The organism is Pseudomonas sp. B21-009 (assembly GCF_024749345.1).
In the GTDB taxonomy this organism is placed as follows: domain Bacteria; phylum Pseudomonadota; class Gammaproteobacteria; order Pseudomonadales; family Pseudomonadaceae; genus Aquipseudomonas.
This window is the reverse complement of sequence record NZ_CP087199.1, coordinates 4,471,656-4,495,945: the sequence shown is the minus strand read 5'-3', so window position 1 is coordinate 4,495,945 and position 24,290 is coordinate 4,471,656. Positions and strand designations below refer to the sequence as shown.

25 protein-coding genes are annotated in these 24,290 nt (G+C 63.8%); 12 read left to right on the top strand and 13 right to left on the bottom strand.

Annotated features, from left to right (window positions below):
• Positions 1-264: 264 nt before the first annotated feature.
• Positions 265-1,587, top strand: coding sequence for a dicarboxylate/amino acid:cation symporter (locus LOY34_RS20745; protein ID WP_045195599.1), 1,323 nt, complete (start codon positions 265-267; stop codon positions 1,585-1,587).
• A 78-nt stretch (positions 1,588-1,665) separates the two neighbouring features.
• Here LOY34_RS20745 and LOY34_RS20740 read toward each other — a convergent pair whose 3' ends face one another.
• A complete protein-coding gene (locus tag LOY34_RS20740) occupies positions 1,666-2,160 on the bottom strand; it encodes a SprT family zinc-dependent metalloprotease (RefSeq protein ID WP_045195598.1) in 495 nt (164 codons plus the stop codon).
• 138 nt (positions 2,161-2,298) lie between these two features.
• Positions 2,299-2,898, bottom strand: a complete 600-nt coding sequence (locus LOY34_RS20735) for a Yip1 family protein (protein ID WP_093380265.1) — start codon at positions 2,896-2,898, stop codon at positions 2,299-2,301.
• A gap of 267 nt (positions 2,899-3,165) precedes the next feature.
• Between LOY34_RS20735 and ttcA the strand changes: the two genes are divergently transcribed.
• Both ttcA and LOY34_RS20725 read left to right on the top strand, forming a co-directional pair.
• Complete coding sequence (gene ttcA / locus LOY34_RS20730) at positions 3,166-3,990, top strand: tRNA 2-thiocytidine(32) synthetase TtcA (protein WP_038993896.1); 825 nt, start codon at positions 3,166-3,168, stop codon at positions 3,988-3,990.
• A gap of 5 nt (positions 3,991-3,995) precedes the next feature.
• Complete coding sequence (locus LOY34_RS20725; RefSeq protein WP_093380267.1) at positions 3,996-4,667, top strand: DNA-3-methyladenine glycosylase I; 672 nt, start codon at positions 3,996-3,998, stop codon at positions 4,665-4,667.
• An 81-nt stretch (positions 4,668-4,748) separates the two neighbouring features.
• On the opposite strand, the gene LOY34_RS20720 is transcribed toward LOY34_RS20725, so the two are convergent.
• Genes LOY34_RS20720 through arsC form a run of 3 tightly spaced genes read right to left on the bottom strand, consistent with a single transcriptional unit; the run spans position 4,749 to position 6,113 of the window.
• Positions 4,749-5,165, bottom strand: a complete 417-nt coding sequence (locus LOY34_RS20720) for a DUF2069 domain-containing protein (RefSeq protein ID WP_045195592.1) — start codon at positions 5,163-5,165, stop codon at positions 4,749-4,751.
• Positions 5,158-5,763: an NAD(P)H:quinone oxidoreductase gene (gene wrbA, locus LOY34_RS20715; protein WP_093380271.1), complete on the bottom strand. Its 606-nt coding sequence runs from the start codon at positions 5,761-5,763 to the stop codon at positions 5,158-5,160. The genes LOY34_RS20720 and wrbA overlap by 8 nt, the downstream gene beginning before the upstream one ends.
• Positions 5,760-6,113 carry an arsenate reductase (glutaredoxin) gene (arsC, locus tag LOY34_RS20710; protein WP_195884842.1) on the bottom strand — a complete coding sequence of 118 codons (354 nt, stop codon included), beginning with the start codon at positions 6,111-6,113 and terminating at the stop codon, positions 5,760-5,762. The genes wrbA and arsC overlap by 4 nt, the downstream gene beginning before the upstream one ends.
• 86 nt (positions 6,114-6,199) lie before the next feature.
• Between arsC and LOY34_RS20705 the strand changes: the two genes are divergently transcribed.
• On the top strand, positions 6,200-6,664 hold the full coding sequence (locus tag LOY34_RS20705; RefSeq protein ID WP_093380276.1) for a TlpA disulfide reductase family protein: 465 nt from the start codon (positions 6,200-6,202) through the stop codon (positions 6,662-6,664).
• Between the two features lie 95 nt (positions 6,665-6,759).
• Here the strand turns inward: LOY34_RS20705 and LOY34_RS20700 are convergent, their stop codons facing one another.
• The 4 genes from LOY34_RS20700 to LOY34_RS20685 all read right to left on the bottom strand — a co-directional run bounded on the left by LOY34_RS20700 (position 6,760) and on the right by LOY34_RS20685 (position 11,449).
• The gene (locus LOY34_RS20700; protein ID WP_371128638.1) at positions 6,760-7,164 is read right to left on the bottom strand and encodes an META domain-containing protein; all 405 of its coding nucleotides are present in this window, start codon (positions 7,162-7,164) and stop codon (positions 6,760-6,762) included.
• A complete protein-coding gene (locus LOY34_RS20695; protein ID WP_195884841.1) occupies positions 7,161-7,598 on the bottom strand; it encodes a hypothetical protein in 438 nt (145 codons plus the stop codon). Before LOY34_RS20695 ends, LOY34_RS20700 begins: the two co-directional genes overlap by 4 nt.
• 31 nt (positions 7,599-7,629) lie before the next feature.
• Complete coding sequence (locus LOY34_RS20690) at positions 7,630-8,619, bottom strand: 2-hydroxyacid dehydrogenase (protein WP_195884840.1); 990 nt, start codon at positions 8,617-8,619, stop codon at positions 7,630-7,632.
• A gap of 76 nt (positions 8,620-8,695) precedes the next feature.
• The gene (locus tag LOY34_RS20685) at positions 8,696-11,449 is read right to left on the bottom strand and encodes a response regulator (RefSeq protein ID WP_045195580.1); all 2,754 of its coding nucleotides are present in this window, start codon (positions 11,447-11,449) and stop codon (positions 8,696-8,698) included.
• 213 nt (positions 11,450-11,662) lie between these two features.
• Between LOY34_RS20685 and LOY34_RS20680 the strand changes: the two genes are divergently transcribed.
• The 7 genes from LOY34_RS20680 to LOY34_RS20650 all read left to right on the top strand — a co-directional run bounded on the left by LOY34_RS20680 (position 11,663) and on the right by LOY34_RS20650 (position 19,967).
• Positions 11,663-12,379, top strand: a complete 717-nt coding sequence (locus LOY34_RS20680; protein WP_195884839.1) for a response regulator transcription factor — start codon at positions 11,663-11,665, stop codon at positions 12,377-12,379.
• A gap of 1 nt (position 12,380) precedes the next feature.
• Entirely contained in the window at positions 12,381-13,721 is a 1,341-nt protein-coding gene (locus LOY34_RS20675; protein ID WP_195884838.1) for a sensor histidine kinase, read from the top strand.
• A gap of 173 nt (positions 13,722-13,894) precedes the next feature.
• Positions 13,895-14,797, top strand: a complete 903-nt coding sequence (gene cysM / locus LOY34_RS20670; protein WP_045195576.1) for a cysteine synthase CysM — start codon at positions 13,895-13,897, stop codon at positions 14,795-14,797.
• Complete coding sequence (gene rlmD / locus LOY34_RS20665) at positions 14,797-16,155, top strand: 23S rRNA (uracil(1939)-C(5))-methyltransferase RlmD (protein ID WP_045195575.1); 1,359 nt, start codon at positions 14,797-14,799, stop codon at positions 16,153-16,155. The genes cysM and rlmD overlap by 1 nt, the downstream gene beginning before the upstream one ends.
• Before the next feature lie 99 nt (positions 16,156-16,254).
• Positions 16,255-18,495 carry a GTP diphosphokinase gene (relA, locus tag LOY34_RS20660; RefSeq protein ID WP_045195574.1) on the top strand — a complete coding sequence of 747 codons (2,241 nt, stop codon included), beginning with the start codon at positions 16,255-16,257 and terminating at the stop codon, positions 18,493-18,495.
• Positions 18,496-18,573: 78 nt separating this feature from the next.
• A complete protein-coding gene (gene mazG, locus LOY34_RS20655; protein ID WP_093380294.1) occupies positions 18,574-19,404 on the top strand; it encodes a nucleoside triphosphate pyrophosphohydrolase in 831 nt (276 codons plus the stop codon).
• A gap of 23 nt (positions 19,405-19,427) precedes the next feature.
• A complete protein-coding gene (locus LOY34_RS20650) occupies positions 19,428-19,967 on the top strand; it encodes a DUF2058 domain-containing protein (RefSeq protein WP_045195569.1) in 540 nt (179 codons plus the stop codon).
• Between the two features lie 46 nt (positions 19,968-20,013).
• Here the strand turns inward: LOY34_RS20650 and LOY34_RS20645 are convergent, their stop codons facing one another.
• The 4 genes from LOY34_RS20645 to purM all read right to left on the bottom strand — a co-directional run bounded on the left by LOY34_RS20645 (position 20,014) and on the right by purM (position 22,869).
• The gene (locus LOY34_RS20645; protein WP_038993913.1) at positions 20,014-20,196 is read right to left on the bottom strand and encodes a hypothetical protein; all 183 of its coding nucleotides are present in this window, start codon (positions 20,194-20,196) and stop codon (positions 20,014-20,016) included.
• 242 nt (positions 20,197-20,438) lie between these two features.
• Complete coding sequence (locus LOY34_RS20640; protein ID WP_195884837.1) at positions 20,439-21,149, bottom strand: DUF3108 domain-containing protein; 711 nt, start codon at positions 21,147-21,149, stop codon at positions 20,439-20,441.
• An 8-nt stretch (positions 21,150-21,157) separates the two neighbouring features.
• Entirely contained in the window at positions 21,158-21,811 is a 654-nt protein-coding gene (purN, locus tag LOY34_RS20635; RefSeq protein WP_093380297.1) for a phosphoribosylglycinamide formyltransferase, read from the bottom strand.
• Positions 21,811-22,869, bottom strand: coding sequence for a phosphoribosylformylglycinamidine cyclo-ligase (gene purM, locus LOY34_RS20630; protein WP_195884836.1), 1,059 nt, complete (start codon positions 22,867-22,869; stop codon positions 21,811-21,813). The genes purN and purM overlap by 1 nt, the downstream gene beginning before the upstream one ends.
• A gap of 346 nt (positions 22,870-23,215) precedes the next feature.
• Here purM and LOY34_RS20625 point away from each other — a divergent pair, with 346 nt between their 5' ends.
• Entirely contained in the window at positions 23,216-24,265 is a 1,050-nt protein-coding gene (locus LOY34_RS20625) for a DUF2066 domain-containing protein (protein ID WP_093380302.1), read from the top strand.
• The last annotated feature ends 25 nt before the right edge of the window (positions 24,266-24,290 follow it).

Sequence of the window (24,290 nt, the reverse complement as noted above, 5' to 3'; positions counted from 1 at the left end):
ACCGCCATCATTGTCACAAACCTTTGCATGGCGTGCGGAAATCCGCCAACCCCAGCCCCTCGACCTGCAACCTCTTTGTGCATCGCAGCCCCGTAAAACCGGGGCTTGCACCGTTAAAGCGCATTTTGGCATCGGGCTTGCTATGGACTCATCAGAGTTCTGCCAGGCAGCTCGACACAACAAATCCCTCCAGTGCAGGAGGGTTCGCGCTTTAGGTACCCCGCATCCTGGGACGGATGAGCCGGTACCCTTGAGGAATTAGCCATGACGACGCGTCAGCCACTGTACAAATCGCTGTATATCCAGGTGTTAGTAGCGATCACCATCGGTATCCTGCTGGGCCATTACTACCCTGAAACCGGCGTGGCCCTGAAGCCACTGGGTGACGGGTTCGTCAAACTGATCAAAATGGTCATCGCCCCGATCATCTTCTGTACCGTGGTCAGCGGCATCGCCGGCATGCAGAACATGAAATCGGTCGGCAAGACCGGTGGCTACGCGCTGCTCTACTTCGAAATTGTCTCGACCATCGCCCTGATCATCGGCCTGGTGGTGGTCAACGTGGTCAAGCCTGGCGCCGGCATGCACATCGATGTCAGCACCCTCAACGCCAGCAGCGTGGCCGCTTACGCCGCCGCCGGCGCGCAGCAGACCACCGTCGGCTTCCTGCTCAACATCATCCCCAACACCGTGGTCGGCGCCTTCGCCAACGGCGACATCCTGCAAGTGCTGATGTTCTCGGTGATCTTCGGCTTCGCCCTGCATCGCCTGGGTGCCTATGGCAAGCCGCTGTTGGACCTGATCGACCGCTTCGCCCATGTCATGTTCAACATCATCAACATGATCATGAAGCTGGCGCCGGTCGGTGCCTTCGGTGCCATGGCCTTCACCATCGGCCAGTACGGCGTCGGTTCGCTGGTGCAACTGGGCCAGCTGATGATCTGCTTCTACGTCACCTGCGTGCTGTTCATCCTGGTGGTGCTCGGCGGTATCGCCCGCGCCCACGGTTTCAGCATCCTCAAGCTGATCCGCTACATCCGTGAAGAGCTGATGATCGTCCTCGGTACCTCCTCCTCGGAGTCGGCGCTGCCACGCATGCTGACCAAGATGGAGCGCTTGGGCGCGAAGAAATCCGTGGTTGGCCTGGTGATCCCGACCGGCTACTCGTTCAACCTCGACGGTACCTCGATCTACCTGACCATGGCCGCGGTGTTCATCGCCCAGGCCACCGATACCACCATGGACATCACCCACCAGATCACCCTGCTGCTGGTGCTGCTGGTTGCTTCCAAAGGTGCTGCCGGCGTTACCGGTAGTGGCTTCATCGTCCTCGCCGCAACCCTGTCGGCCGTTGGCCACCTGCCGGTTGCAGGCCTGGCGCTGATCCTTGGCATCGACCGCTTTATGTCCGAAGCCCGCGCCCTGACCAACCTGATCGGCAACGCTGTGGCCACCGTGGTCGTGGCCAAATGGGTCAAGGAACTGGACGAAGACAAGCTGCACGCCGAGCTGGCGTCCGGCGGCTCGCCGCTGACCGACACCCGCCCGATGGATGACCTCGGTGTGGCTGAAGGCCCTGCTCGCTAACCGGCAGGCTGCGTAGCGCAAAAAGCCCATCTTCGGATGGGCTTTTTTGTGTCTGCGGGGGCTTGCCCCGCGATGCTTTTACTCCACCCGGGTCTCGCCGCTATACACCAGGGTATGGCGACAGCGCCGGCACAGGTAGCGCCGCCCCTGGCGCACCAGGCTGTGGCGTTGCGCCGAGAACGGGAAGTCGCTGCCGGCGCACGGGCAACGGTAGATGTAGCGGGTGACCGTGCGGCGCTTGACCGCGTAGTTGTGGCAGCGGTGTGGCGGCAGCTCGTACACGCCGCGCATGATCAGCTGCCATTCCTCGCCATGGGGCTGGATACGCTCGCCAAACAGTTGGTGGGCCACCAGGTGGGCGACCTCGTGGGGTACGGTCTGCTTGAGGAAGTCTTCGCTGTTTTCGCGGTACAGCTGCAGGTTGAAGCGCAGCAGGTTCTCGTGCAGGTGCGCGACGCCGGCCTTCTGGCCGCGCAGCTTGAAGCTGACTTCGGGGCGCGGGAAGGGCCGTTTGAAAAAGGTTTCGGCTTGCTGGTAACAGGTTTCGACGCGGGATTTGAGCAGTTCGGGCATATCGGGGAACACTCCTGGCCGACAATTATGCCGCAACCGCGGCGGCGCTGCCGAGCCACCTGTCAGCGCACAGTATCAGGCCGCCTTGCGGCGGCCTGATGGTGAGTGCACCTATGTTGCTGTTTCTAATAATGCAGGTCAGTTGGTGTAGACGGGCCCCACGCCCAGTCCCCAGACAATCACGGTGAAGGCCATGATGGCGACCAGCACCACCAGCCCTACCGCCAGTACCGAACTCGAGAACAGAAAGCCCTCATCGGAAGGAATGTTCATGAAGGTCGGCAAGCCGACATACAGCAGGTACACCGTGTAGCACACCGCTGCGGTGCCGACGATCATGCCCAGCCACAGGTGCGGGTACAGCGCCGCCAGGCCGCCGACGAACAGGGGCGTCGCGGTGTAGGTGGCAAAGGCGATGCAGCGCGCCAGGCTTGGGTTGGCATCGTAGGTGCGGGCCATCCAGTGGATGAACGCGCCCATCACCGCCACGCCGCCGAGCATGGCCAGGTAGGACATGATGGTCATCCACAGCGCGCTTTCCTGGGTCAGCATGACCGGTGCGCGATCGCCGATGACCCAGCCGACCTGGGTGGTGCCGATAAACGCCGAAACCGCCGGGATCGCGGCGAGGATCAGCGTGTGGGTCAGGTACATGTGGCTTATGCTTTCTTCTTCACCGCGTATTTCTTTCCATTCCTGATCGGGATGGGTAAATAGCCCAACAACGTGATGGATCATGCCGGTCACTCCTTTCGTTGTTGCCATCGCCCCCCAGCGGAGCGCTTGCGGCCCCAAGTCTGGGCCAGAGGTTGGAGGTCACCTTTGTGTGGCCTTATGTCGCAGTATAGGAAGGCGTTCGCCGCATAAAGCCAGCTTTTTAGAGCAAATCGCGCTGTCAGGGCCGTGCTTAAGCACGATGCAGTCTTTATCGGATTGGCCTACGCCCACTGGCGGTTTAAGGGTAAAATGCTCGGCTTTTGTCACACCTCGCGGATTCCAAGCGCTATGGGCACCCTTTCGGTCAACCAGAACAAACTGCAAAAACGCCTGCGTCGTCTCGCCGGCGAAGCCATCACCGACTTCAACATGATCGAAGACGGTGACAAGGTCATGGTCTGCCTGTCCGGCGGCAAAGACAGCTACACCATGCTCGATGTTCTGCTGCACCTGCAGAAAGTGGCGCCGATCAAGTTCGACATCGTCGCGGTGAACATGGACCAGAAGCAGCCGGGCTTTCCCGAGCACGTGCTGCCGGCCTACCTCGAGGCGCTCGGTGTCGAGTACCACATCGTCGAGAAAGACACCTACTCGGTGGTCAAGGAACTGATCCCGGAGGGCAAGACCACCTGCTCGCTGTGCTCGCGCCTGCGCCGTGGCACCCTGTACACCTTCGCCGACGAAATCGGCGCGACCAAGATGGCCCTGGGGCATCACCGCGACGACATCGTCGAGACCTTCTTCCTCAACATGTTCTTCAACGGCACCCTCAAGGCCATGCCGCCCAAGCTGCGTGCCGACGACGGGCGCAACGTGGTAATCCGCCCGCTGGCCTACTGCAGCGAGAAGGACATCCAGGCCTACTCGGACATGAAGGAATTCCCGATCATCCCGTGCAACCTCTGCGGCTCGCAGGAAAACCTGCAGCGCCAGGTGGTCAAGGACATGCTGGTGGAGTGGGAGCGCAAGACCCCGGGGCGTACCGAGAACATCTTCCGTGGCCTGCAGAACGTGGTGCCGTCGCAGTTGGCTGACCGCAACCTGTTCGACTTCACCAGCCTGAAGATCGACGAGACCGCCACCCCGCGCTTTGTCGACGTGCTGAACATCTGACGGCCATGCGCGATTACCAATGGCTGCATGAGTACTGCCTGAACCGCTTCGGCTCGGCCGCCGCCCTCGAAGCGCACCTGCCCCAGGCGAAAAGCCCCGCGCAGTTGCGTGAGATCGGCGCCGACCGCTACCTGTCGACCCTGGCCCTGCGGGTGTTTCGCGCCGGCTTGAAGCACAGCCTGGTGGACGCCAAGTGGCCGGCCTTCGAGCAGGTGTTTTTCGGCTTCGACCCGCAAAAGGTCGTGCTGATGGGTGCCGAGCACCTGGAGCGGCTGATGCAGGACACGCGCATCATCCGCCACCTGGGCAAGCTCAAGAGCGTGCCGCGCAATGCGCAGATGATCCTCGACATCGAGAAGCAGCACGGCAGCTTTGGCGCGTTCATTGCCGACTGGCCGGTGACCGACATCGTCGGTCTGTGGAAGTACCTGGCCAAGCATGGCAACCAGCTGGGCGGGCTGTCGGCGCCGCGTTTCTTGCGCATGTGCGGCAAGGACACCTTCATCCCCACCAATGACATGGCCGCGGCGCTGATCGCCCAGGACATCATCGACAAGCCGCCGACCAGCCAGCGCGACCTGGCCCTGGTGCAGGAAGCCTTCAACCAGTGGCATGCGCAGAGCGGGCGGCCGCTGTGCCAGCTGTCGGTGATGCTGGCGCACACCGTCAATCACTGAGATCGGTGGTGCCATCATCGCTGGCAAGCCAGCTCCCACAAAACCCTGTGGGAGCTGGCTTGCCAGCGATGGATTCAACTCTTAGTTCGAACCTTCTCCGGCCAACCGCCGCTCATACTGAAAGCGCCAGCGCACATACAGCAAGGCACTGACGAACAGCGCCAGGCTGATCGCCACTTCCAGCCAGCCGAACAGCGCCCGCGCCGGGTCGAACGCGGCGAGCACGCCCTTGATGAAGTACAGGTTGACCACAAAGCAGGTCCAGGCATGGGCGCGGGCGTTGCCCAGCAGCATGCCCGGCAGCAGCAGGGCCAGCGGCACCAGCTCGATCGCCAGGATCACCCCGACCCGCGCACCATGAAGGTCGGCGAACAGCAGGTTGTTCAGGGTCAGCAGGGCGACCAGGCCGAAAAAGCTTGCCAGGCTCAGCGCCCGGGTCAGGCGCAGGCGCGGCGCCAGCCATTCGAGCGACGGCAATACCTTGGGCTTTTTAGCCACGGCCGTTCTCCAGCAGTTTGGCGGTAGACGCCAGACGCTGGCCCAGGGCGCGGCACAGGGCGATTTCGTCGGCATCCAGGTCGCGCTTGCCGTCGGCGCCGGCATGGTGGCTGGCGCCGTAAGGGGTGCCGCCGCCACGGGTTTCCAGCAGCGCCGACTCGCTGTAGGGCAGGCCCATGATCAGCATGCCGTGGTGCATCAGTGGTAGCAGCATCGACAGCAAGGTCGATTCCTGGCCGCCGTGCAGGCTGGCGGTGGAGGTAAACGCCGCCGCTGGTTTGCCGACCAGGCCGCCGCTCAGCCACAGGCTGCTGGTGCCGTCGATGAAGTACTTGAGCGGTGCGGCCATGTTGCCAAAGCGCGTCGGGCTGCCCAGGGCCAGGCCCGAGCAGTGGCGCAGGTCGTCGAGGCTGGCATACAGGGCGCCGGTGTCGGGGATGTCCGGGGCGACGGCTTCGCACTCGGTGGAAATCGCCGGTACCGTGCGGATACGTGCCTCAAGGCCGGCCATCTCGACGCCGCGGGCAATCTGCCGGGCCATCTCGCTGGTCGAGCCGTGGCGGCTGTAGAACAGGATCAGGATATATGGCGCGCTCACGGCAGGATCTCCAGCACCTTCTCCGGTGGCCGGCCGATTGCGGCTTTATTGCCGGCAATCAGGATCGGCCGCTCGATCAGCTTCGGGTGCTGGACCATGGCCTCGATCAACTGCGCCTCGCTGAGGCTGGCATCGGCCAGGTTGAGCGTCTTGTATTCGTCTTCACCGCTGCGCAGCAGCTGGCGGGCACTGATGCCAAGCTTGCCGAGCAGGGCCTTGAGCTCGCCGGCGGTCGGCGGGGTTTCCAGGTAGCGCACCACGGTCGGGGCCAGGCCGCGGGCTTCGAGCAGCTCCAGGGCGCCACGGGATTTGGAGCAGCGCGGATTGTGATAGAGGGTCAGGTCAGTCATGTTCGGGTCGCATCCAGCAGGGTGTGGCGGCTATTCTAACCGCAGCGACTTCGCATTTTGCTTGAATCTTCGAGAAGGATTGACCCATGACAAGGCGTTTGGCAGCAGCACTGGCCATCACCGCGAGCCTGTTGCTTGGCGGTTGCGGTGCAGATTACGGCCTGGACCAGCACGGCCAGGCAGTGAAAGCCGAGCAGATTGAAGGGCACTGGCTGGTGCTCAACTACTGGGCGGAATGGTGCGGCCCGTGCCGTATCGAAATTCCCGAACTCAACGCCGCGGCCAAGCAATGGCAGGGGCAGGGCGTGCAGGTAGTGGGGGTGAACTTCGACGGCCTGCAGGGTGAAGACCTGAAAAAGGCCAGCGAAGCCCTGGGAATCGGCTTCACCGTACTGGCCAGCGACCCGGCCGAGCGTTACCAATTGCCGCGCAGCGAAGCCTTGCCGGTGACCTACATCATCGATGACAAGGGCAAGGTGCGTGAGCAGTTGCTGGGCGAGCAGACGCTGGAGGGCCTGAACCAGAAGATCAAGGCGCTGAAAGGCGCCTGACGGCTCAAGCTACAAGCTACAAGCTGCAAGATAGAGCCAGAGCGCGTACAGTCTGCTCTTACTTGCGGCTTGAAGCTTGTGGCTTGCCGCTTAAGTCACCCCTCCTCAGGCCAGAAACGCAGCGGCTTGCCCTCGGCGGGCCAGAAGCGCACCTGCTCAATCGGCGAGATATCCCAGCGCTGCACGGTTTCCAGCGCTTGCAGGAAGCGTCTTTCCTGCTCCATCAGCGCCGGCGCACACAGCTTGCGGGTGCTGCCGACCTTGCCGAAGCTCAGCTTGTCGCCGTCCAGCTGGTACGGCGCGAACCAGTGGTTGCAGCCGCCGTTGCCATAGGCGCGGCCGTCGGCGGCGAGGGTCAGGGTCAGGTGGCTGTAGTCCATCAGCGGACGCTCGCCAATCCATTCCAGCAGGTAGCTGCGTTCCTGTTCCAGCTTCATCGGCTCGGCGGCGCAACCCAGCAGGGCAGTGCCGATCAGGGCTGAGAGCAACAGCGTTTTCACTGGGCCGTCTCCTTGCATTTCGGGCACAGGTGTTTGTCGCCGCGGCTGATCCAGCCAAGCTCGGCGATGCGTGCGCTGGCGGCCGGTTGCTGGGCTTTTTTACCCAGTTTGGCGTCGACCGCAAATTCGAAGCTCAGGTTGGCCTGGCAGCTGTCGCAGTTGACCTCCCAGGTGTGGATCGCCAGTTCGCCGAACACCGGGCCGCTGGCTACCGCGACCCATTGGCCGGTCGGGTTGATCAAGTGGCGCACCGACTCCACGGTCAGGCGCATGGACAAGTCCTTGCTGCCTTTGAGGGTCACCAGCAGAACGTCGTTCTTCTGGATCGAGCCGCCGTTGCCGGTCACTTGATAGCGGCCTGGCACCAGGGCGCGGCACTCGATCAGGGTGTGTTGCGGGTTAAACAGGGTGTAGCGGAAATCGTGTTCGACCATGGGTCCTCCAAATCTGCCGCGTATCCTAGCATCAACCCTCGACCAAGTTCTGCGGATTGCCTGCCGCCCAGCGGCTTATGTTGTCCAAGGTGGTGGCGGCAATGGCCGCCAGCGCTTCACGGGTGAGGAAGGCCTGGTGGGCGGTGACGATCACATTGGGAAAGGTCAGCAGCCGCGCCAGCACGTCGTCCTGCAAGGGCAGGTCGGAGCGGTCTTCGAAGAACAGCTGGGCTTCCTCTTCATAGACATCCAGGCCCAGGTAGCCGAGCTGGCCGCTTTTCAGCGCCTCGATCAGCGCCGGCGTGTCGACCAGGGCGCCGCGGCCGGTATTGATCAGCATGGCCCCGGGTTGCAGGTCGGCCAGGCTCTGGGCGTTGATCAAGTGGCGGGTGTCGTCGGTCAGCGGGCAGTGCAGGCTGATGACCTGGGCCTGGCGCAGCAACTCCGGCAGGCTCAGGTAGCGTGCACCGAGCGCCAGCAGGTCGGGGTTGGGGTAGGGGTCGTAGGCCAGCAACTGGCAACCGAAACCGGCCATGATCCGCGCAAAGGCCGCGCCGATCTGCCCGGTACCGACCACGCCGACGGTCTTGCCGTGCAGGTCGAAGCCGGTCAGGCCGTGCAAGGTGAAGTCGCCTTCGCGGGTGCGGTTGTAGGCCCGGTGCAGGCGCCGGTTGAGCGCCAGGATCAGCGCCACCGCATGCTCGGCCACGGCATGTGGCGAGTAGGCCGGCACCCGTACCACGGCCAGGCCCAGGCGTTTGGCGGCGGCCAGGTCGACGTGGTTGTAGCCGGCCGAGCGCAGGGCGATCAGGCGCGTGCCAGCGGCCGCCAGGCGTTCCAGTACCGCAGCGCCAAGGTCGTCATTGATGAAGGCGCAGACCACTTCGTGGCCGGCCGCCAGCGGCGCGGTGTCTTCGGTAAGGCGCGCCGGTTGAAAGTGCAGCTCAATCTCTGGCGCCGGTGCCGCGCTGGTGAAGCTGTCCTGGTCGTAGGTCTGGCTGCTGAAAAACAATACGCGCATGGGATGTTCCTGAAGGCTTTGCCGGAAAGTTTAACCAAGGGGCAAGGATCGGGCCTTGCCCCAGGTCAGCCAGGGTTCAGGCGCTCATGCGCGCCTGGGCAGTCAGCCGGGTGATGGCCCGGTCCAGTTCGTCCAGCGCTTGCGGCGCCTGTGGGTCATCCTGCTTGAGCAAGGTTTCACTGCGTTGGCAGGCGGCGCGCAGTTGCGGCACCCCGCAGTAGCGCGAGGCGCCATTGAGCCGGTGCACGCGCTCGATCATGCCATTGCGGTCGGCTGCCTCGCGGGCGACACGAATCGCTTCGCGGTCGGACTCCAGCGACGCCAGCAGCATCGCCAGCATGTCGGCGGCCAGGTCCGGCTTGCCGGCAGCCAGGCGCAGGCCCTCCTCGGGGTCGAGCACCTTCAGTTCGCTGCTGTCCGGCGTGCGCTCCAGCGGGCGTTCCGGGCGCGGCGCACCGAGGGCCATGCCGGTCCATTTGAGCACCACCTGGGCCAGTTGGCGCTCGCTGATCGGTTTGGTCAGGTAGTCGTCCATGCCGCTGTGCAGCAGGGCGCGTTTTTCGTTGGCCATGGCGTGGGCGGTCAGCGCCACGATTGGCAGCGCCGGGCCGCTCTGGCTGGTTTCCCACTGGCGGATCTGCTCGGTGCATTCGCGCCCGTCCATGCCGGGCATCTGCACGTCCATCAGCACCAGGTCGAAGCGCTCGTCCTGCACCGCCTGAACCGCCGCATAGCCGCTGTCGACCGCCAGCACTTCGGCACCCAGGTCTTCGAGCAGGGTTTGCACCAGCAGCAGGTTGGCCGGGTTGTCGTCGACGCACAGCACCTTCGGCAACGGCTGGTCGGACACCGGCTTGCTCTCGCTGCCCGGGCGCCGCGGCTGGACCATCTCGACCAGGGCCCGGCGCAATTTGCGCGTGCAGGCAGGCTTGGCCTGCAACTGGCCGTGAGCATTGGGCAGGTAAGGGTGGTACAGCGCCTGTTCGGTGGTCGGGCACAGCACCAGGGCCTGGCAGGCGAGGTTTTCCAGTTGCTGGATGTATTGGCCGAGGCGCTCCGGCGAGAGGCTGTCGAGGTTGACCCCAAGCACCGCCAGCTCGAAGGGTTGCCCGGCCAGGCTGGCGGCTTCGACCGCGTGCAGCAGTTGTTCGACCGTGGTGTACAGGCTGACGCTCAGGCCACAGTCTTCCAGTTGATGCTCCAGGGCCTGGCGCGCCAGCTCGTGGCTGTCGACAATTGCTACGCGGCGGCCCACCAGCGGTTGCGTTGGCAGGTCTTCGGCGTCGTCGCGGGCCTTGGGCAGGCTCAGGCTGATCCAGAACTGCGAGCCTTCGCCGGGCGTACTGTCGACGCCGATCTCACCGCCCATCTGTTCGATCAGGCGCTTGGAAATCACCAGGCCCAGGCCTGTGCCACCGGGTTGGCGCGACAGCGAGTTGTCGGCCTGGCTGAAGGCCTGGAACAGTGCCCGCACATCCTGGCTGGACAAGCCGATGCCGGTGTCCTGAACGCTGATGCGCAACTGCACGCTGTCTTCGCGCTCGTCCTCGAGCATGGCCCGGGCGACGATGGTGCCCTCGCGGGTGAACTTGATGGCGTTGCTGACCAGGTTGGTAAGGATCTGCTTGAGCCGCAGCGGGTCGCCAACCAGCGACAGCGGTGTATCGCGGTACACCAGGCTGACCAGCTCCAGCTGTTTGGCGTGGGCCGCCGGGGCGAGGATGGTCAGGGTGTCCTGGATCAGGTCGCGCAGGTTGAACGGAATGCTGTCGAGCACCAGCTTGCCGGCCTCGATCTTGGAGAAATCGAGGATCTCGTTGATGATGCCCAAGAGGCTGCCGGCGGACTTTTCGATGGTGCCCAGGTAGTCGAGCTGGCGCGGGGTCAGTTCGCTTTTTTGCAGTAAATGGGTGAAACCAAGAATGCCGTTCAGCGGCGTACGGATTTCATGGCTCATGTTGGCGAGGAACTCGGACTTGATCCGGCTGGCCTCCAGGGCCTCCTTGCGCGCCATGTCCAGCTCGATGTTCTGGATCTCGATGGTTTCCAGGTTCTGGCGCACATCTTCGGTGGCCTGGTCGATGCTGTGCTGCAGCTCTTCGTGGGCGTTGTGCAGGGTTTCGGCCATACGGTTGATCCCCGCAGCCAGTTCATCAAGCTCGTAACTGCCCATTGCCGGCAAGCGTTCTTCGAGGTTGCCGTCTTTCAACTGGGTGACTGCGTATTTGATCTGGCCGATCGGGCCGTTGATCGTGCGGCTCATGCGCAGGGCCAGCAGGGCGGTGGCGGCCAGGCCGAGGAAAATCAGCAGCAGGCTGGTAAACAGGCTGCGGTAGCCGCGCAGCAGGGTGCCGTCGTGGGACAGCTCGATTTCCACCCAGCCGAGCAGGCGATCGGCTTCGCCGGGAATCAGCTCGCCGGCCAGGTCGCGGTGGCGGCCGAACACCGGCAGCAAGTAACGGGTGGCGTCATTGCCGGTGCGCTGCAGCAACTGCGTGCCGCCACCGGTGGGTGCCTGGTTGAGCATGCTCGGGCCGGCGTGGGCCAGGGCGTTGCGGTCGGGGCCGAGAAAAGCCACGGCACGCACATCGGACTGCTCCAGGGCCTGGGCGGCAATGCGCTCCAGCTGCGCCGGGTCGTGCCGCGCCAGGGCCGGTGCCACCAGCGGGGCCAGTTGCTCGGCAATCATCTTGCCGCGTTGCAGCAGTTGGGTCTGCAGCTCACTCTGCTGCAACCAGGTGAAGTAGCCGCCCAGCACCAGCGCCATCAGGCCGGCTGGCAACAAGGCGAGCAACAGCACGCGGCTTCTGATCCCCAATCTATTCAGCACGCCACTCTCCTGTGCCCGGTAAGCGCTGTAAGCCTCCGCCAGCTCCTGCTGACGGACCAAGTCGGAAAAGTACCGCGCCTACTCGCGTAATGCACTCATTTGTATCTGCTTTTGTCGATTGCCAAGGATAACCGGGGCTTTGGTCGAGCTGCGGTTGCCTGTGCACGGGGAATGCCGAATAATCGCGTGATTGAGAATTGCTAGCATCGGCCAATGACTCCTGTATCTATTAGCACCTCCAACATCCTTGCCATCGAGGACGATCCGGTCCTGGGTGCCTACCTGCGCGAAGAGTTGCAGCGCGGCGGCTTCAAGGTCACCTGGTGCCAGAATGGCAAGGAGGGCCTGCAGGTCGCGCAGAGCAGCCGCTTTGATGTGGTGCTGATGGATATCCTGCTGCCCGGCCTCAACGGCCTGGATGTACTGGCGCAGTTGCGCAAAAGCAGCTCGACGCCGGTGATCCTGATGTCGGCGCTGGGCGCCGAGGCCGACCGCATCAGCGGTTTCAAGCGTGGCGCCGATGACTACCTGCCCAAGCCCTTCAGTATGGTCGAGCTGCAGGTTCGCATCGAAGCGATCCTGCGCCGGGTAGCGCTGGAGCGGCGCCACCAGCAACCGGCTGCGATGCTGGCCGGTGAACTGCGCTTCGACGAAGAGGCCAGCGATGTCTGTTATGGCGAGCAGTGGGCGGGGCTGACCCTCAGCGAGTACCGCCTGCTCGACACCCTGCAGCGCAGCGATGAAGAGGTGCTGAGCAAGGCCTTCCTTTATCAGCAGGTGTTGCAGCGCGGCTATGCACGCCACGATCGCAGCCTGGACATGCACGTCAGCCAGATCCGCCGCAAGCTCAAGGCCATCGGCTACCTGGAGCGCGAGGTGCGCACGGTGTGGGGCAAGGGCTACGTGCTCAGTAGCGTCGAGGTGCATTGAGGTGCCCAATCGTCATTCCGTGTTCTGGAAACTGGCGATCCTGCTGGTGGGCTTCTGCCTGCTGATGATCGGCTTGAGCTGGACCTGGGGCCGGCACATGGACACCCAGAACGCCTTCCTTTCCGAACAGGCCAAAAGCATCCTGCAGGGTTATGCCAGCGATGCCGAGCAGGCCTGGCTGCAAGGCGGGCAGGCCGGTATCGACGCCTGGCTGGCGGCGGTGGGTGAAAAGGAAAGCGGCTGGGTCGGGGTGATCGGCCCGAACCTGCAGTCGTTGAGCAGCACGCCGCTCAACGAGGCTGAAAGCCGGCGCCTGACCTTTCTGCGCGGCATCGACTGGCCAGTAAGCCCGCGCGCGATCGGCATGCCGTGGATGCGCCTGCCGTTCCCGCAACAGCCACATTTGGGCACCTTGGTCATGGAGCTGCCGCAGCGCCTGGCGCCGGGGCAGTACCGGGTGCTGTGGCGGGTGGTGACCAACGGCATCATCCCCGGGCTGTTTACCTTGCTGCTATGCGTCGGCCTCTACCGCATGCTGGTTGTGCCGCTGATCCAGTTGCGCGAGCAGGCCAATGCCTGGCGTGCCGACCAGCTCTCGGCCCGGGTCGCCAGCAGCACCACCAGCCGCCAGGACGAGTTGGGCGAACTGGGCCGTGCCTTCGATGACATGGCCGAACGCCTGCAGGGCACGGTGGCCTTGCAACAGCAGCTGTTGCGCGACCTTTCCCACGAGCTGCGCACGCCCTTGAGCCGCTTGCGCGTGGCCTGCGACAGCGAGGCGGATGCCAATCAGCTACGCGTACGCCTGGGGCGCGAAATCGACTGCATGCAGCATCTGGTCGAAGATGCCTTGCAACTGGCCTGGCTCGACACTGAGCGGGCGCCCTTGAGCAAAGAGCCGATCCAGGTCCAGGCCCTGTGGGAAATGCTCGCTGAAGACGCCTGCTACGAAAGCGCCTGGCCGGCCGCGCAACTGCGCTGCGGGCTGGATGCCTCGTGCTGGGTGCAAGGCAACCTCAACAGCCTGGCCCAGGCCCTGGAGAACATCCTGCGCAATGCCATTCGGCATTCCTCGGCCACGGGGGTGATCCGTCTGGACGGGCGACGCCAGGGCGATACCTGGCTGATCTGGCTGGAAGACCAGGGTGGTGGCGTCGCCGAAAGCGAGCTGGAGCGCATTTTCGCACCCTTTACCCGCCTGGACGGATCGCGCCCCGGCGATGGCGGCTTCGGGCTGGGCCTGAGCATTGCCCGCAATGCCGTGGTCCGCCAGGGCGGGCGCTTGTGGGCGCAGAACACCGGGCAGGGCTTGCGCCTGAACATGCAGCTGCCAGCAGTGTGATCTCCTTTGGGAGCGGCGGTGCGGCGACCCGACTTGACCCCCGATAGGGCCGCAACAGGCTCCGCAATCCCAGCTTATAGCTCGCAGCTATAACCCCAACACATTGCGTGATATGGGCAAATCCCGTTTGCCGGTATGATAGGCGCCCCCGCAGTCTGGATTGCGAATACGCCATGACCTTGCAGTACCCAACCATCGCCGATTGCGTCGGCAACACGCCTCTGGTCCGCCTGCAGCGCATTGCCGGCGAAACCAGCAATACCCTCCTGCTCAAGCTTGAAGGCAACAACCCGGCAGGCTCGGTCAAGGACCGGCCGGCGCTGTCGATGATCACCCGCGCCGAGCTGCGTGGGCAGATCAAGCCGGGCGATACCCTGATCGAAGCGACCTCGGGCAACACCGGCATCGCTCTGGCCATGGCGGCGGCGATCAAGGGTTACAAGATGATCCTGATCATGCCCGACAATTCCAGCGCCGAGCGCAAGGCGGCGATGACCGCCTATGGCGCCGAGCTGATCCTGGTCAGCAAGGAAGAGGGCATGGAAGGCGCCCGCGACCTGGCCGACCGCCTGCAGGCTGAAGGCCGTGGCCTGGTGCTCGACCAGTTCGGCAATGGCGACAACCCTGAAGCCCACTACGTGAGCACCGGCCCGGAAATCTGGCGCCAGACCCAGGGCAGCATTACCCACTTCGTCAGCTCCATGGGCACCACCGGCACCATCATGGGCTGCTCGCGCTACCTCAAGGAGCAGAACCCGGCGGTGCAGATCGTCGGCCTGCAGCCGATGGAAGGCTCGGCCATCCCCGGCATCCGTCGCTGGCCGCAGGAATACCTGCCGAAGATCTACCAGTCCGAGCGCGTTGATCGCGTGGTCGACATGGCCCAGAGCGAAGCCGAAGAAACCACCCGCCGCCTGGCCCGTGAAGAGGGCATTTTTTGTGGCGTGTCCTCCGGTGGTGCAGTGGCAGCCATGCTGCGCCTGTCCCGCGAGCTGGAAAACGCCGTGATGGTGGCGATCATTTGCGACCGTGGCGACCGTTACCTGTCGACCGGCATTTTCGATTCAGTGAACTGATGTCCAAGAACAAACGTAACAGCGGCCTGCGCTTTCAGCCGGCCGGTGGCACCCGCGCGCCACAGATCCCCACCGGCAAAAAGCAGCGCCTGAGCATCGAGCGCCTGGCCGGTGACGGCCGGGGCATCGCCTTTCTCGACGGTCGTACCTGGTTCGTCAGTGGCGCGCTGGCCGAGGAAGAGGTCGAAGCGCGGGTGCTCAACACCCACGGCAAGGTGGTCGAGGCGCGCCTTGAGCGGGTGTTCAGTGCCAGCCCGGCGCGCCGCGAGGCCCCGTGCAAGCACTTCGACCGCTGTGGCGGCTGCAACCTGCAGCACTTGCCCCATGCCGAGCAACTGGCGCTCAAGCAACGCCTGCTGGCCGAGCAGTTGCAGCGGGTTGCCGGCGTGCAGCCCGAGCATTGGGCCGCGCCGCTGAGCGGTCCGGAATTCGGCTACCGGCGCCGGGCGCGGGTTGCGGTGCGTTGGGACAACAAGGCAAAACAGCTTGAAGTCGGTTTTCGCGCCGAAGCCAGCCAGGACATCGTCGCCATCGACGACTGCCCGGTGCTGGTACAACCCTTGCAGTCGATCATGCGTCACCTGCCTACGCTGTTGCGCAGCCTGAGCAAGCCGCAAGTGGTGGGTCACGTCGAACTGTTCAGCGGTACCGCGCTGGCGCTGCTGTTGCGCCACACCGGGCCATTGGCTGAGGGCGACCTGGCGCGCCTGCAGGCGTTCTGCGCCGAGGCCGGTGCGCAGCTGTGGCTGCAAGGCGAGGGTGAACCTTTGCCGCTGGACGCCGGTCAGAGCCTCGGTTTCCGCCTTGAACCGTGGAACCTGGAGCTTGCGTACCGGCCGGGCGATTTCGTCCAGGTCAACGCCCAGGTCAACACCGCGATGATCGAGCAGGCCCTGGCCTGGTTGGCGCCGCAGGCCGATGAGCGCGTGCTCGACCTGTTCTGCGGCCTGGGCAACTTTGCCTTGCCGCTGGCCCGGCAGGCCAAGGAAGTGGTGGCGGTGGAGGGGGTGCAGGCGATGGTCGAGCGGGCCGCCGCCAATGCCCGTAGCAACAATTTGCATAACACGCAGTTTTTTCAGGCCGATTTATCGCAGCCTTTGGCGGCGTCGGGCTGGGCCGCAGGAGGCTTTTCTGCGGTACTCTTGGACCCACCGCGTGATGGTGCATTTGAGGTTGTGCGAAAAATCGCAGACCTCGGCGCGAAACGTCTTGTTTATGTATCGTGCAATCCGGCGACCCTGGCCCGCGACACCGTTGAACTGGTCAGGCAGGGTTACCGGTTAAAAAGTGCCGGGATTCTCGACATGTTTCCTCAGACGGCGCATGTCGAAGCCATGGCGTTATTCGAAGCGGGTTAGCCAGGCTGACGCGTTCGGCGCTGCACCTTGGGTCCGGCAGGGGCAGCACCAGTGATTTCAAGCGCATCGCGAATGCGCTGTAGGGAAAGGTAAACAAAGATGGTACAGGTGAGAGTGCACCAGCCGGTCAACACCGACGGCAGTATCAATCTCGAAGCATGGCTGGATCATGTGGTGAGCGTCGACCTGGCGCTGGACCGGGAGGCCCTCAAGGCCGCTTGCGAGTTCGCCCAGGACATCGAAAAAAAGGGCAACCCGGCCAAGCATTCCTGGGCCGATGGTACGTCGAGTTTCCAGGCCGGCCTGGAAATCGCTGAAATCCTGGCCGACCTCAAGCTCGACCAGGACTCGCTGGTCGCCGCGGTCATCTACCGCGCCGTGCGCGAAGGCAAGGTGACCCTGGCTGAAGTCGGCCAGCGTTTTGGTCCGGTGGTCTCCAAACTGATCGACGGCGTGCTGCGCATGGCTGCCATCAGTGCCAGTCTCAGCCCGCGCCAGTCGCTGGTGCTGGGCTCGCAGGCGCAGGTCGAGAACCTGCGCAAGATGCTCGTGGCAATGGTCGACGACGTGCGCGTGGCGTTGATCAAGCTGGCCGAGCGGACCTGCGCGATTCGCGCGGTCAAAGGCGCCGACGACGAGAAACGCAATCGCGTCGCCCGCGAAGTCTTCGATATCTACGCACCGCTGGCCCACCGACTGGGCATCGGTCATATCAAGTGGGAGCTGGAAGACCTGTCCTTCCGCTACCTCGAACCCGATCAGTACAAGCAGATCGCCAAGCTTTTGCACGAGCGCCGGCTGGACCGCGAGCGCTTCATCAGCGACGTGATGAACCAGCTGCAGAACGAACTGCTGGCCACCGGCGTCAACGCCGACATCAGCGGCCGGGCCAAGCACATCTATTCGATCTGGCGCAAAATGCAGCGCAAGGGCCTGGAATTCAGCCAGATCTACGACGTGCGCGCAGTGCGCGTGCTGGTCCCGGAAATGCGCGACTGTTACACCGCGCTGGGTATCGTCCACACCCTCTGGCGGCACATTCCTAAAGAGTTCGACGACTACATCGCCAACCCCAAGGAAAACGGCTACCGCTCGTTGCACACCGCGGTGATCGGCCCTGAGGGCAAGGTCCTCGAGGTGCAGATCCGCACCCATGCCATGCACGAAGAGGCCGAGCTCGGCGTCTGCGCGCACTGGCGCTACAAGGGCACCGACGTCAAACCCAGCTCCAACCACTACGAGGAGAAAATCTCCTGGTTGCGCCAGGTGCTGGAGTGGCATGAGGAGCTGGGCGACATCGGAGGCCTGGCCGAACAGCTGCGCGTTGATATCGAACCGGACCGGGTCTACGTATTCACCCCCGATGGCCACGCCATCGACCTGCCCAAGGGCGCCACGCCGCTGGATTTTGCCTACCGGGTGCACACCGAGATCGGCCACAACTGCCGCGGGGCGAAGATCAACGGCCGCATCGTGCCGCTCAACTACAGCCTGCAGACCGGCGAGCAGGTCGAGATCATCACCAGCAAGCACGGCAACCCCAGCCGCGACTGGCTGAACTCGAACCTGGGCTACGTCACCACCTCGCGGGCGCGGGCGAAGATCGTCCACTGGTTCAAGCTGCAGGCCCGCGACCAGAACGTCGCCGCCGGCAAGACCCTGCTCGAGCGCGAACTCAACCGCCTGGGCCTGCCGCAGGTCGACTTCGAACGCCTGGCGGAAAAAGCCAACCTGCGTACCGCCGAGGACATGTTCGCTTCGCTGGGCGCCGGGGACCTGCGCCTGGCGCACCTGGTCAACGCCGCGCAGCAACTGGTCGAGCCCGAGCGCAGCGATCATGTCGAGCTGGTGCCGCGCAAGGCCACCGGCTACAAGCCGGGCAAGCGTGGCGACATCCAGATCCAGGGCGTCGGCAACCTGCTCACGCAAATGGCCGGTTGCTGCCAGCCGCTGCCGGGCGATGCGATTGTTGGCTACATCACCCAGGGCCGTGGCGTGACCATCCACCGTCAGGACTGCGCCTCGGTGCTGCAACTGGCCGGGCGCGAGCCGGAGCGGATCATCCAGGTCAGCTGGGGGCCGGTGCCGGTACAGACCTACCCGGTGGATATCATCATCCGTGCCTACGACCGTCCGGGCTTGCTGCGTGACGTTTCCCAGGTCCTGCTCAACGAGCGGATCAACGTGCTGGCGGTCAACACCCGCTCGAACAAGGAAGACAACACCGCACTGATGTCGCTGACCATCGAGATTCCTGGCCTGGATGCCCTCGGGCGCCTGCTGGGGCGGATTTCGCAACTGCCGAACATCATCGAGACGCGGCGTAACCGTACGCCGTAAGACTGCTATCGCGGGCCAGGCCCGCTCCTGCAGGCATCCTCTGTGGGAGCGGGCTTGACCCGCGATAAGGAACCCAAGATGTATACCCTAGACGACCTGCTCCACCTCATGGCCCGCCTGCGCGACCCGCAGCATGGCTGCCCGTGGGACCTCAAGCAGACCTACGCGACCATCGTCCCCTACACCCTCGAAGAAGCCTACGAAGTGGCCGACGCCATCGAGCGCAGCGACTTCGAGCACTTGCAGGGCGAACTCGGTGACCTGCTGTTCCAGGTGGTCTACTACAGCCAGCTGGCACGCGAAGAAGGCCGTTTCGAGTTCGATGGCGTGGTCGACAGCATCACCCGCAAGCTGATCCGCCGCCATCCGCACGTATTCCCAAGCGGTGAACTCTACGCTGCCCTCGACACACCCAAGCTCGACGAAGCCCAGGTCAAGCAGCGTTGGGAACAGATCAAGGCCCAGGAGCGCGCCGAGAAGGGCGAGCCCGAGCAGTTGTCGTTGCTCGACGACGTGCCGGCCGCGTTGCCGGCCTTGTCGCGGGCGGCCAAACTGCAAAAGCGTGCCGCCCAGGTCGGTTTCGACTGGCCACACGCCTTGCCGGTGCTCGACAAGGTTCGCGAAGAACTCGACGAAGTGCTGCAGGCCATGGCCGACGACGACAGCGTGGCCCTGGCCGACGAGCTTGGCGATTTGCTGTTCGCGGCGGTCAACCTGGCCCGGCACCTGAAGGTCGACCCGGAAAACGCCCTGCGCGGGGCGAACAAAAAGTTTGAGCGACGTTTCCGTTTTATCGAACAGGCATTGCGCGACATAGGCCGTCCGATTGAAGATTGCACCCTCGAAGACATGGATGCGCTCTGGGGCGAAGCCAAACGTCAGGAAAAGAACCTGCCCAGCTGCGGCTGAGCTGTTGCATAAGTGAGTGAACGATGAGCCTTTCCCTTCGCGACCAATTGCTCAAGGCCGGTCTGGTCAACCAGAAACAGGTCAAGCAGGTCAGTAAAGATCAGAAGAAACAAAAGCGCCTGGAGCACAAAGGCCAGGTCGAGGTCGACGATACCCAGCAGCGGCTGGCCAAGGAAGCCATGGCGGAAAAAGCCAAGCGCGACCAGGAGCTCAACCGCCAGCAGCAGGAGAAGGCCGAGCAGAAGGCCCGCGCCGCCCAGGTCAAGCAATTGATCGAAGTCTCGCGCCTGCCCAAGCTGACCACCGAGGACTACTACAACTTCGTCGACGACAAGAAGGTCAAGCGTCTGTCGGTCAACGCCCTGATGCGCAGCAAGCTGAGCAGCGGTTCGCTGGCCATCGTGGCCCATGGCGGTGGTTACGAAGTGATCCCCCGTGAAGCGGCGCTGAAGATCCAGGAGCGCGACCCGCAGCGCATTGTCCTGCTCAACACCCAGGTTGAAGAGCCGGATGCCGACGATCCGTACGCGGCCTACGTGATCCCTGACGATCTGATGTGGTAAAGACGACAAACCCCGCTTCGGTGGGGTTTGTTTTTTCTGGAGGGGGTTATTGCTGTTGCCGTCTGTTCTCGAGGTATTCCAGCTCGATGCGGTAGCTGTGGGCCTCATGCTCGTTGTGGAACATGCCGACCAGCTCACCCTGCTGATGCACATCCCAGATGCGCACGCCTGCAGCCAGGCCTTCGTGAGACATTTTGCTTTCGTCGCGCTCAGTTACTTTGACAGTCATCTGCAAACTCCACTTTCAGTTAACTGCGGCACCGTGTCGCAGGTCTCTTTTATAGAATTTGTTAGCAGGCTAAGTAAATAAACGGCGCATGAAACATCTTTCATGTCCCTGTGGGGGCTGGCTTGCCCCGCGATGCGATGTGACGGGTAGCCTGCGATCGCGGGGTAAGCCCGCTCCTACCAAGGGTGTAAAAAGAAACCCCGCACGTGGCGGGGTTTCGGGTATTACCAGCAGTCAGGCAATCAGTTGCCCTTGACTGTCTTGCCGTCGACCGTGCCGTCCTGCAGGACGATCACGTACTCCTTGCCGTCGGTCTCGACCTGGCGCAGTTGCACCAGCAGGTAATCCCAGTCCTTGGCGAACCACAGCTCGGTGATGCGCTTGCTCTGGCTCGGGTCGCGCACGCGCTCGACCTTGATGGCATCGACCTGGCCGGTCTTGGTGGTGACTTTCTCGCTGCCCAGGACGCGGAAGTCGTAGGTGTCGATCTCGTCGCCATCGACCACCTGGTAGCTCACGCTCTTCTTGCCGGCTGCCACGTCATGCTGCAGGGCCAGTTGATAGGTGGACTTGTCGAGCACACCGCGGTTGAGCGGCAGGTTGATCGCGTCGCCGCGGTCGGTGCCGGTGATCTTCTTGCTGCTCCAGTCGAAATCCAGATCGACCTTCTTGGCCTTGCCCAGGCCGCCACGTTCGAAGTGGTAGGTCTGGGGCAGCAGGGTGTCCTTGTCCAGCTTCAGGGTACTTTGCTCAGTCAGGCTGGCGATCATCATCGACGCCTTGAAGTTGAGGTCCCAGGTACCGTTGGCGTTCATTTTCAGGCTGCGCTCGGCAGTGCCGCTCATGGGCAGTTGCTTCCAGTCGGCGGTGTAGCTGGCCGAGAATGGCTTCAGATCGGCTGCCTGCAACGGCAGCGCGAGCACGGCGAGAGCGAAGAGCAGGGCACGACGCATAATTTCTCCTAGGGTCGAATCAAGTGGCCGCTGGCCGCCAGAGGCTGGCCATCCAGTAGAGCACCGTGCTCGCCCAGGCGCAAACGGCCCTCGGCAAACCAGCGCACCGCCAGCGGATAGATCAGGTGTTCCTGGCTGTGAACCCGCTGTGCCAGACGTTCTGGCGTGTCATCCAACTCTACCGGTATCACTGCCTGTACGACCAGCGGTCCGCCATCGAGTTCCTCGGTGACGAAGTGCACGCTGCAGCCATGCTCGGCATCGCCGGCTTCCAGCGCTCGTTGATGAGTGTGCAGGCCCTTGTACTTGGGCAGCAGGGACGGGTGGATGTTCAGCAGGCGGCCCTGGTAGTGACGGACAAAGCCGGCACTGAGGATGCGCATGAAACCGGCCAGCACCACCAGTTGCGGGCGGTAGCCATCGATCAGTTCGACCAGTGCCGCGTCGAATGCCTCGCGGCCGTCGAAGGCCTTGTGGTCGAGCACGGCGGTGGCGATACCGGCGTCTTTGGCGCGCTGCAGGCCATAGGCGTCGGCGCGGTTGGAGATGACCGCGCAGATCCGCACCGGGCTGTCGCCGGTGCGGGTGCTGTCGATCAATGCTTGCAGGTTGCTGCCGGTGCCGGACAACAGCACCACGACATCACAGGTCTTGCTCGGCATCAGTGTGCCTTGACGTTCTTCAGCTCAACCTGGGCAGCGCCTTCGGCGGCGATGCCGATCTGGCCGATGACCCATGGCTGCTCGCCGGCTTCACGCAGGACCTTCAGGGCGATCTCGACCTGGTCCTGGGCGACGCAGATGACCATGCCGACGCCGCAGTTCAATACGCGGTGCATTTCGTGCTCGTCGACGTTGCCTTGCTGTTGCAGCCAGTCGAACACCGCCGGGCGATTCCAGCTGGCCACGTCAACCACAGCCTGGGCGCCTTTTGGCAGGACGCGCGGGATGTTGTCGAGCAGGCCGCCACCGGTGATGTGGGCCATGGCCTTGACCGCGCCGGTGTCCTTGATCAGCTTGAGCAGCGGCTTTACGTAGATGCGCGTCGGGGCCATCAGCAGTTCGGTCAGCGGCTTGCCGTCGAGCTGGACGGTTTCGATGTCGGCACCGGAAACTTCGATGATCTTGCGGATCAGCGAGTAGCCGTTGGAGTGCGGGCCGGACGATGGCAGGGCGATCAGCGCGTCGCCAGTGGCAACCTTGGAGCCGTCGATGATTTCGGCTTTTTCTACCACGCCAACGCAGAAGCCGGCCAGGTCGTAGTCTTCGCCTTCGTACATGCCTGGCATTTCAGCGGTTTCACCGCCGACCAGGGAGCAACCAGCCAGTTCGCAGCCAGCGCCGATACCGGTGACCACGGTAGCGGCAACGTCGACATTGAGTTTGCCGGTGGCGTAGTAGTCGAGGAAGAACAGCGGCTCGGCACCGCAGACCACCAGGTCGTTGACGCACATGGCGACCAGGTCCTGGCCGATGCTGTCGTGCTTGTTCAGGTTCAGTGCCAGGCGCAGCTTGGTGCCGACGCCGTCGGTGCCGGAGACCAGAACCGGCTGCTTGTAGCCGGCCGGGATCTCGCAGAGGGCGCCAAAACCGCCCAGGCCGCCCATGACTTCCGGGCGCGCCGTGCGCTTGGCAACGCCTTTGATGCGTTCGACCAATGCTTCACCGGCGTCGATGTCTACACCGGCGTCCTTGTAGCTCAGGGAGGGTTGCTTGCTCATGATCCAGGCCTTTAGGGGGGAGGGATTCAGGGGAATCGACCGTGACCTGCCAGGCAAGGCGGAGGGAATCCGGCTGCCTGACCGTCGCCGGTCTGCGAAGGCGCGCGATTTTATCAGGGTTGCCCGGTAGCGGCCATCCTCAGGCCGACGGGCAGGGCCTTAAATGTTGCGAAAAATACGCTTTAACAGTGCGCGACTGGTTGCCACGGCGCAGGCTGTATAAGGTATAGCAAAGGCGATGGGCGCAATTTGCCGCCAGCGGTTGAATGTTTTACCGGGTGCTGCGGTCTGAGCTGCGTCCGTTTTTGTCGCCCACGCTTCTTTATTACCTGGACAGGAATCCTCCATGCGTTTGCGTAATTACCTGGCCGCCGGCTGTCTGGCCCTGTTCGGCCTCTCGGCTCAGGCCGAAACCCTCTCCGGCCTTTATCAGGTCCGCGAACCGGTCACCGGCCAGGGCGCCGAAGCCCGTACCCAGGCCACCGAAAAAGCCCTCGAAACCCTGGTGTTGCGCCTGACCGGCGACGCCAAGGCTGTGCAAAGCCCGGGCCTGGCTGCGCTGCGCAAAGACCCGCAACAAATCATCAGCCAGTTCGGCTTCGAGGCCGGCCCGCCGGAAACCGTGCTGGTCGACTTCGACCCGGGCAGCACCGAGCGCGCCTTGCGTCAGGCGGGCCTGGCCCTGTGGGGCAATAACCGGCCAGCGATCCTCGGCTGGTGGTTGAACGACAGCGTCGAAGGTTCGAACCTGGTCGGCGACGGCCAGGGCAGCGCCGAACCGCTGCGTCGCGCCGCCCAGCACCGCGGCCTGCCGCTGCGCTTGCCGCTGGCCGATCTGCAGGAGCAACTGGTGGCAACCGGCAAGAATCTTGAAGGCACCGACCCGGCGCCGCTGCGCGAGGCTTCCGAGCGCTACGGCGCCGATGCCTTGCTGGCGGTGCACGCCAGCGAAGCCGATGGCAAATGGCAGGGCAAGTGGCGCCTGTGGCTGGGCGAGCAGCGCGAGCAGGGCACTGCCGAGGGCGCTGATCAGGCGGCCCTGGCCGATGCCGTGATGCTCGCCGTCAGCAACCGCCTGGCGCCGCGTTTCGTCGCCCGTCCAGGGGCCAGCAGCGAAATGCAGGTGCAGGTCCAGGGCATGACCCTGGAACGTTATGCCGAACTGGGCCGGGTGCTCGAGCCTTACGGCGCGCGGCTCAAGGTGGTGCAGGGCGATACCCTGACCTACCAGGTCACCGGCAACAGCGATCAGTTGCGCGCGCAACTGGGCCTGGCCAAGTTGCAGGAGCTGCCGGCCGATGCGCCCGCGGCACCTGCAGCCGTCGATCCGGCCAACCCCGGGGCAACCCAGGCCGCCGCCCCGCAACCCTTCAACGGGCTGCGTTTTCGTTGGTAAACCCTGACCTGGCCGGGAGCCGTTC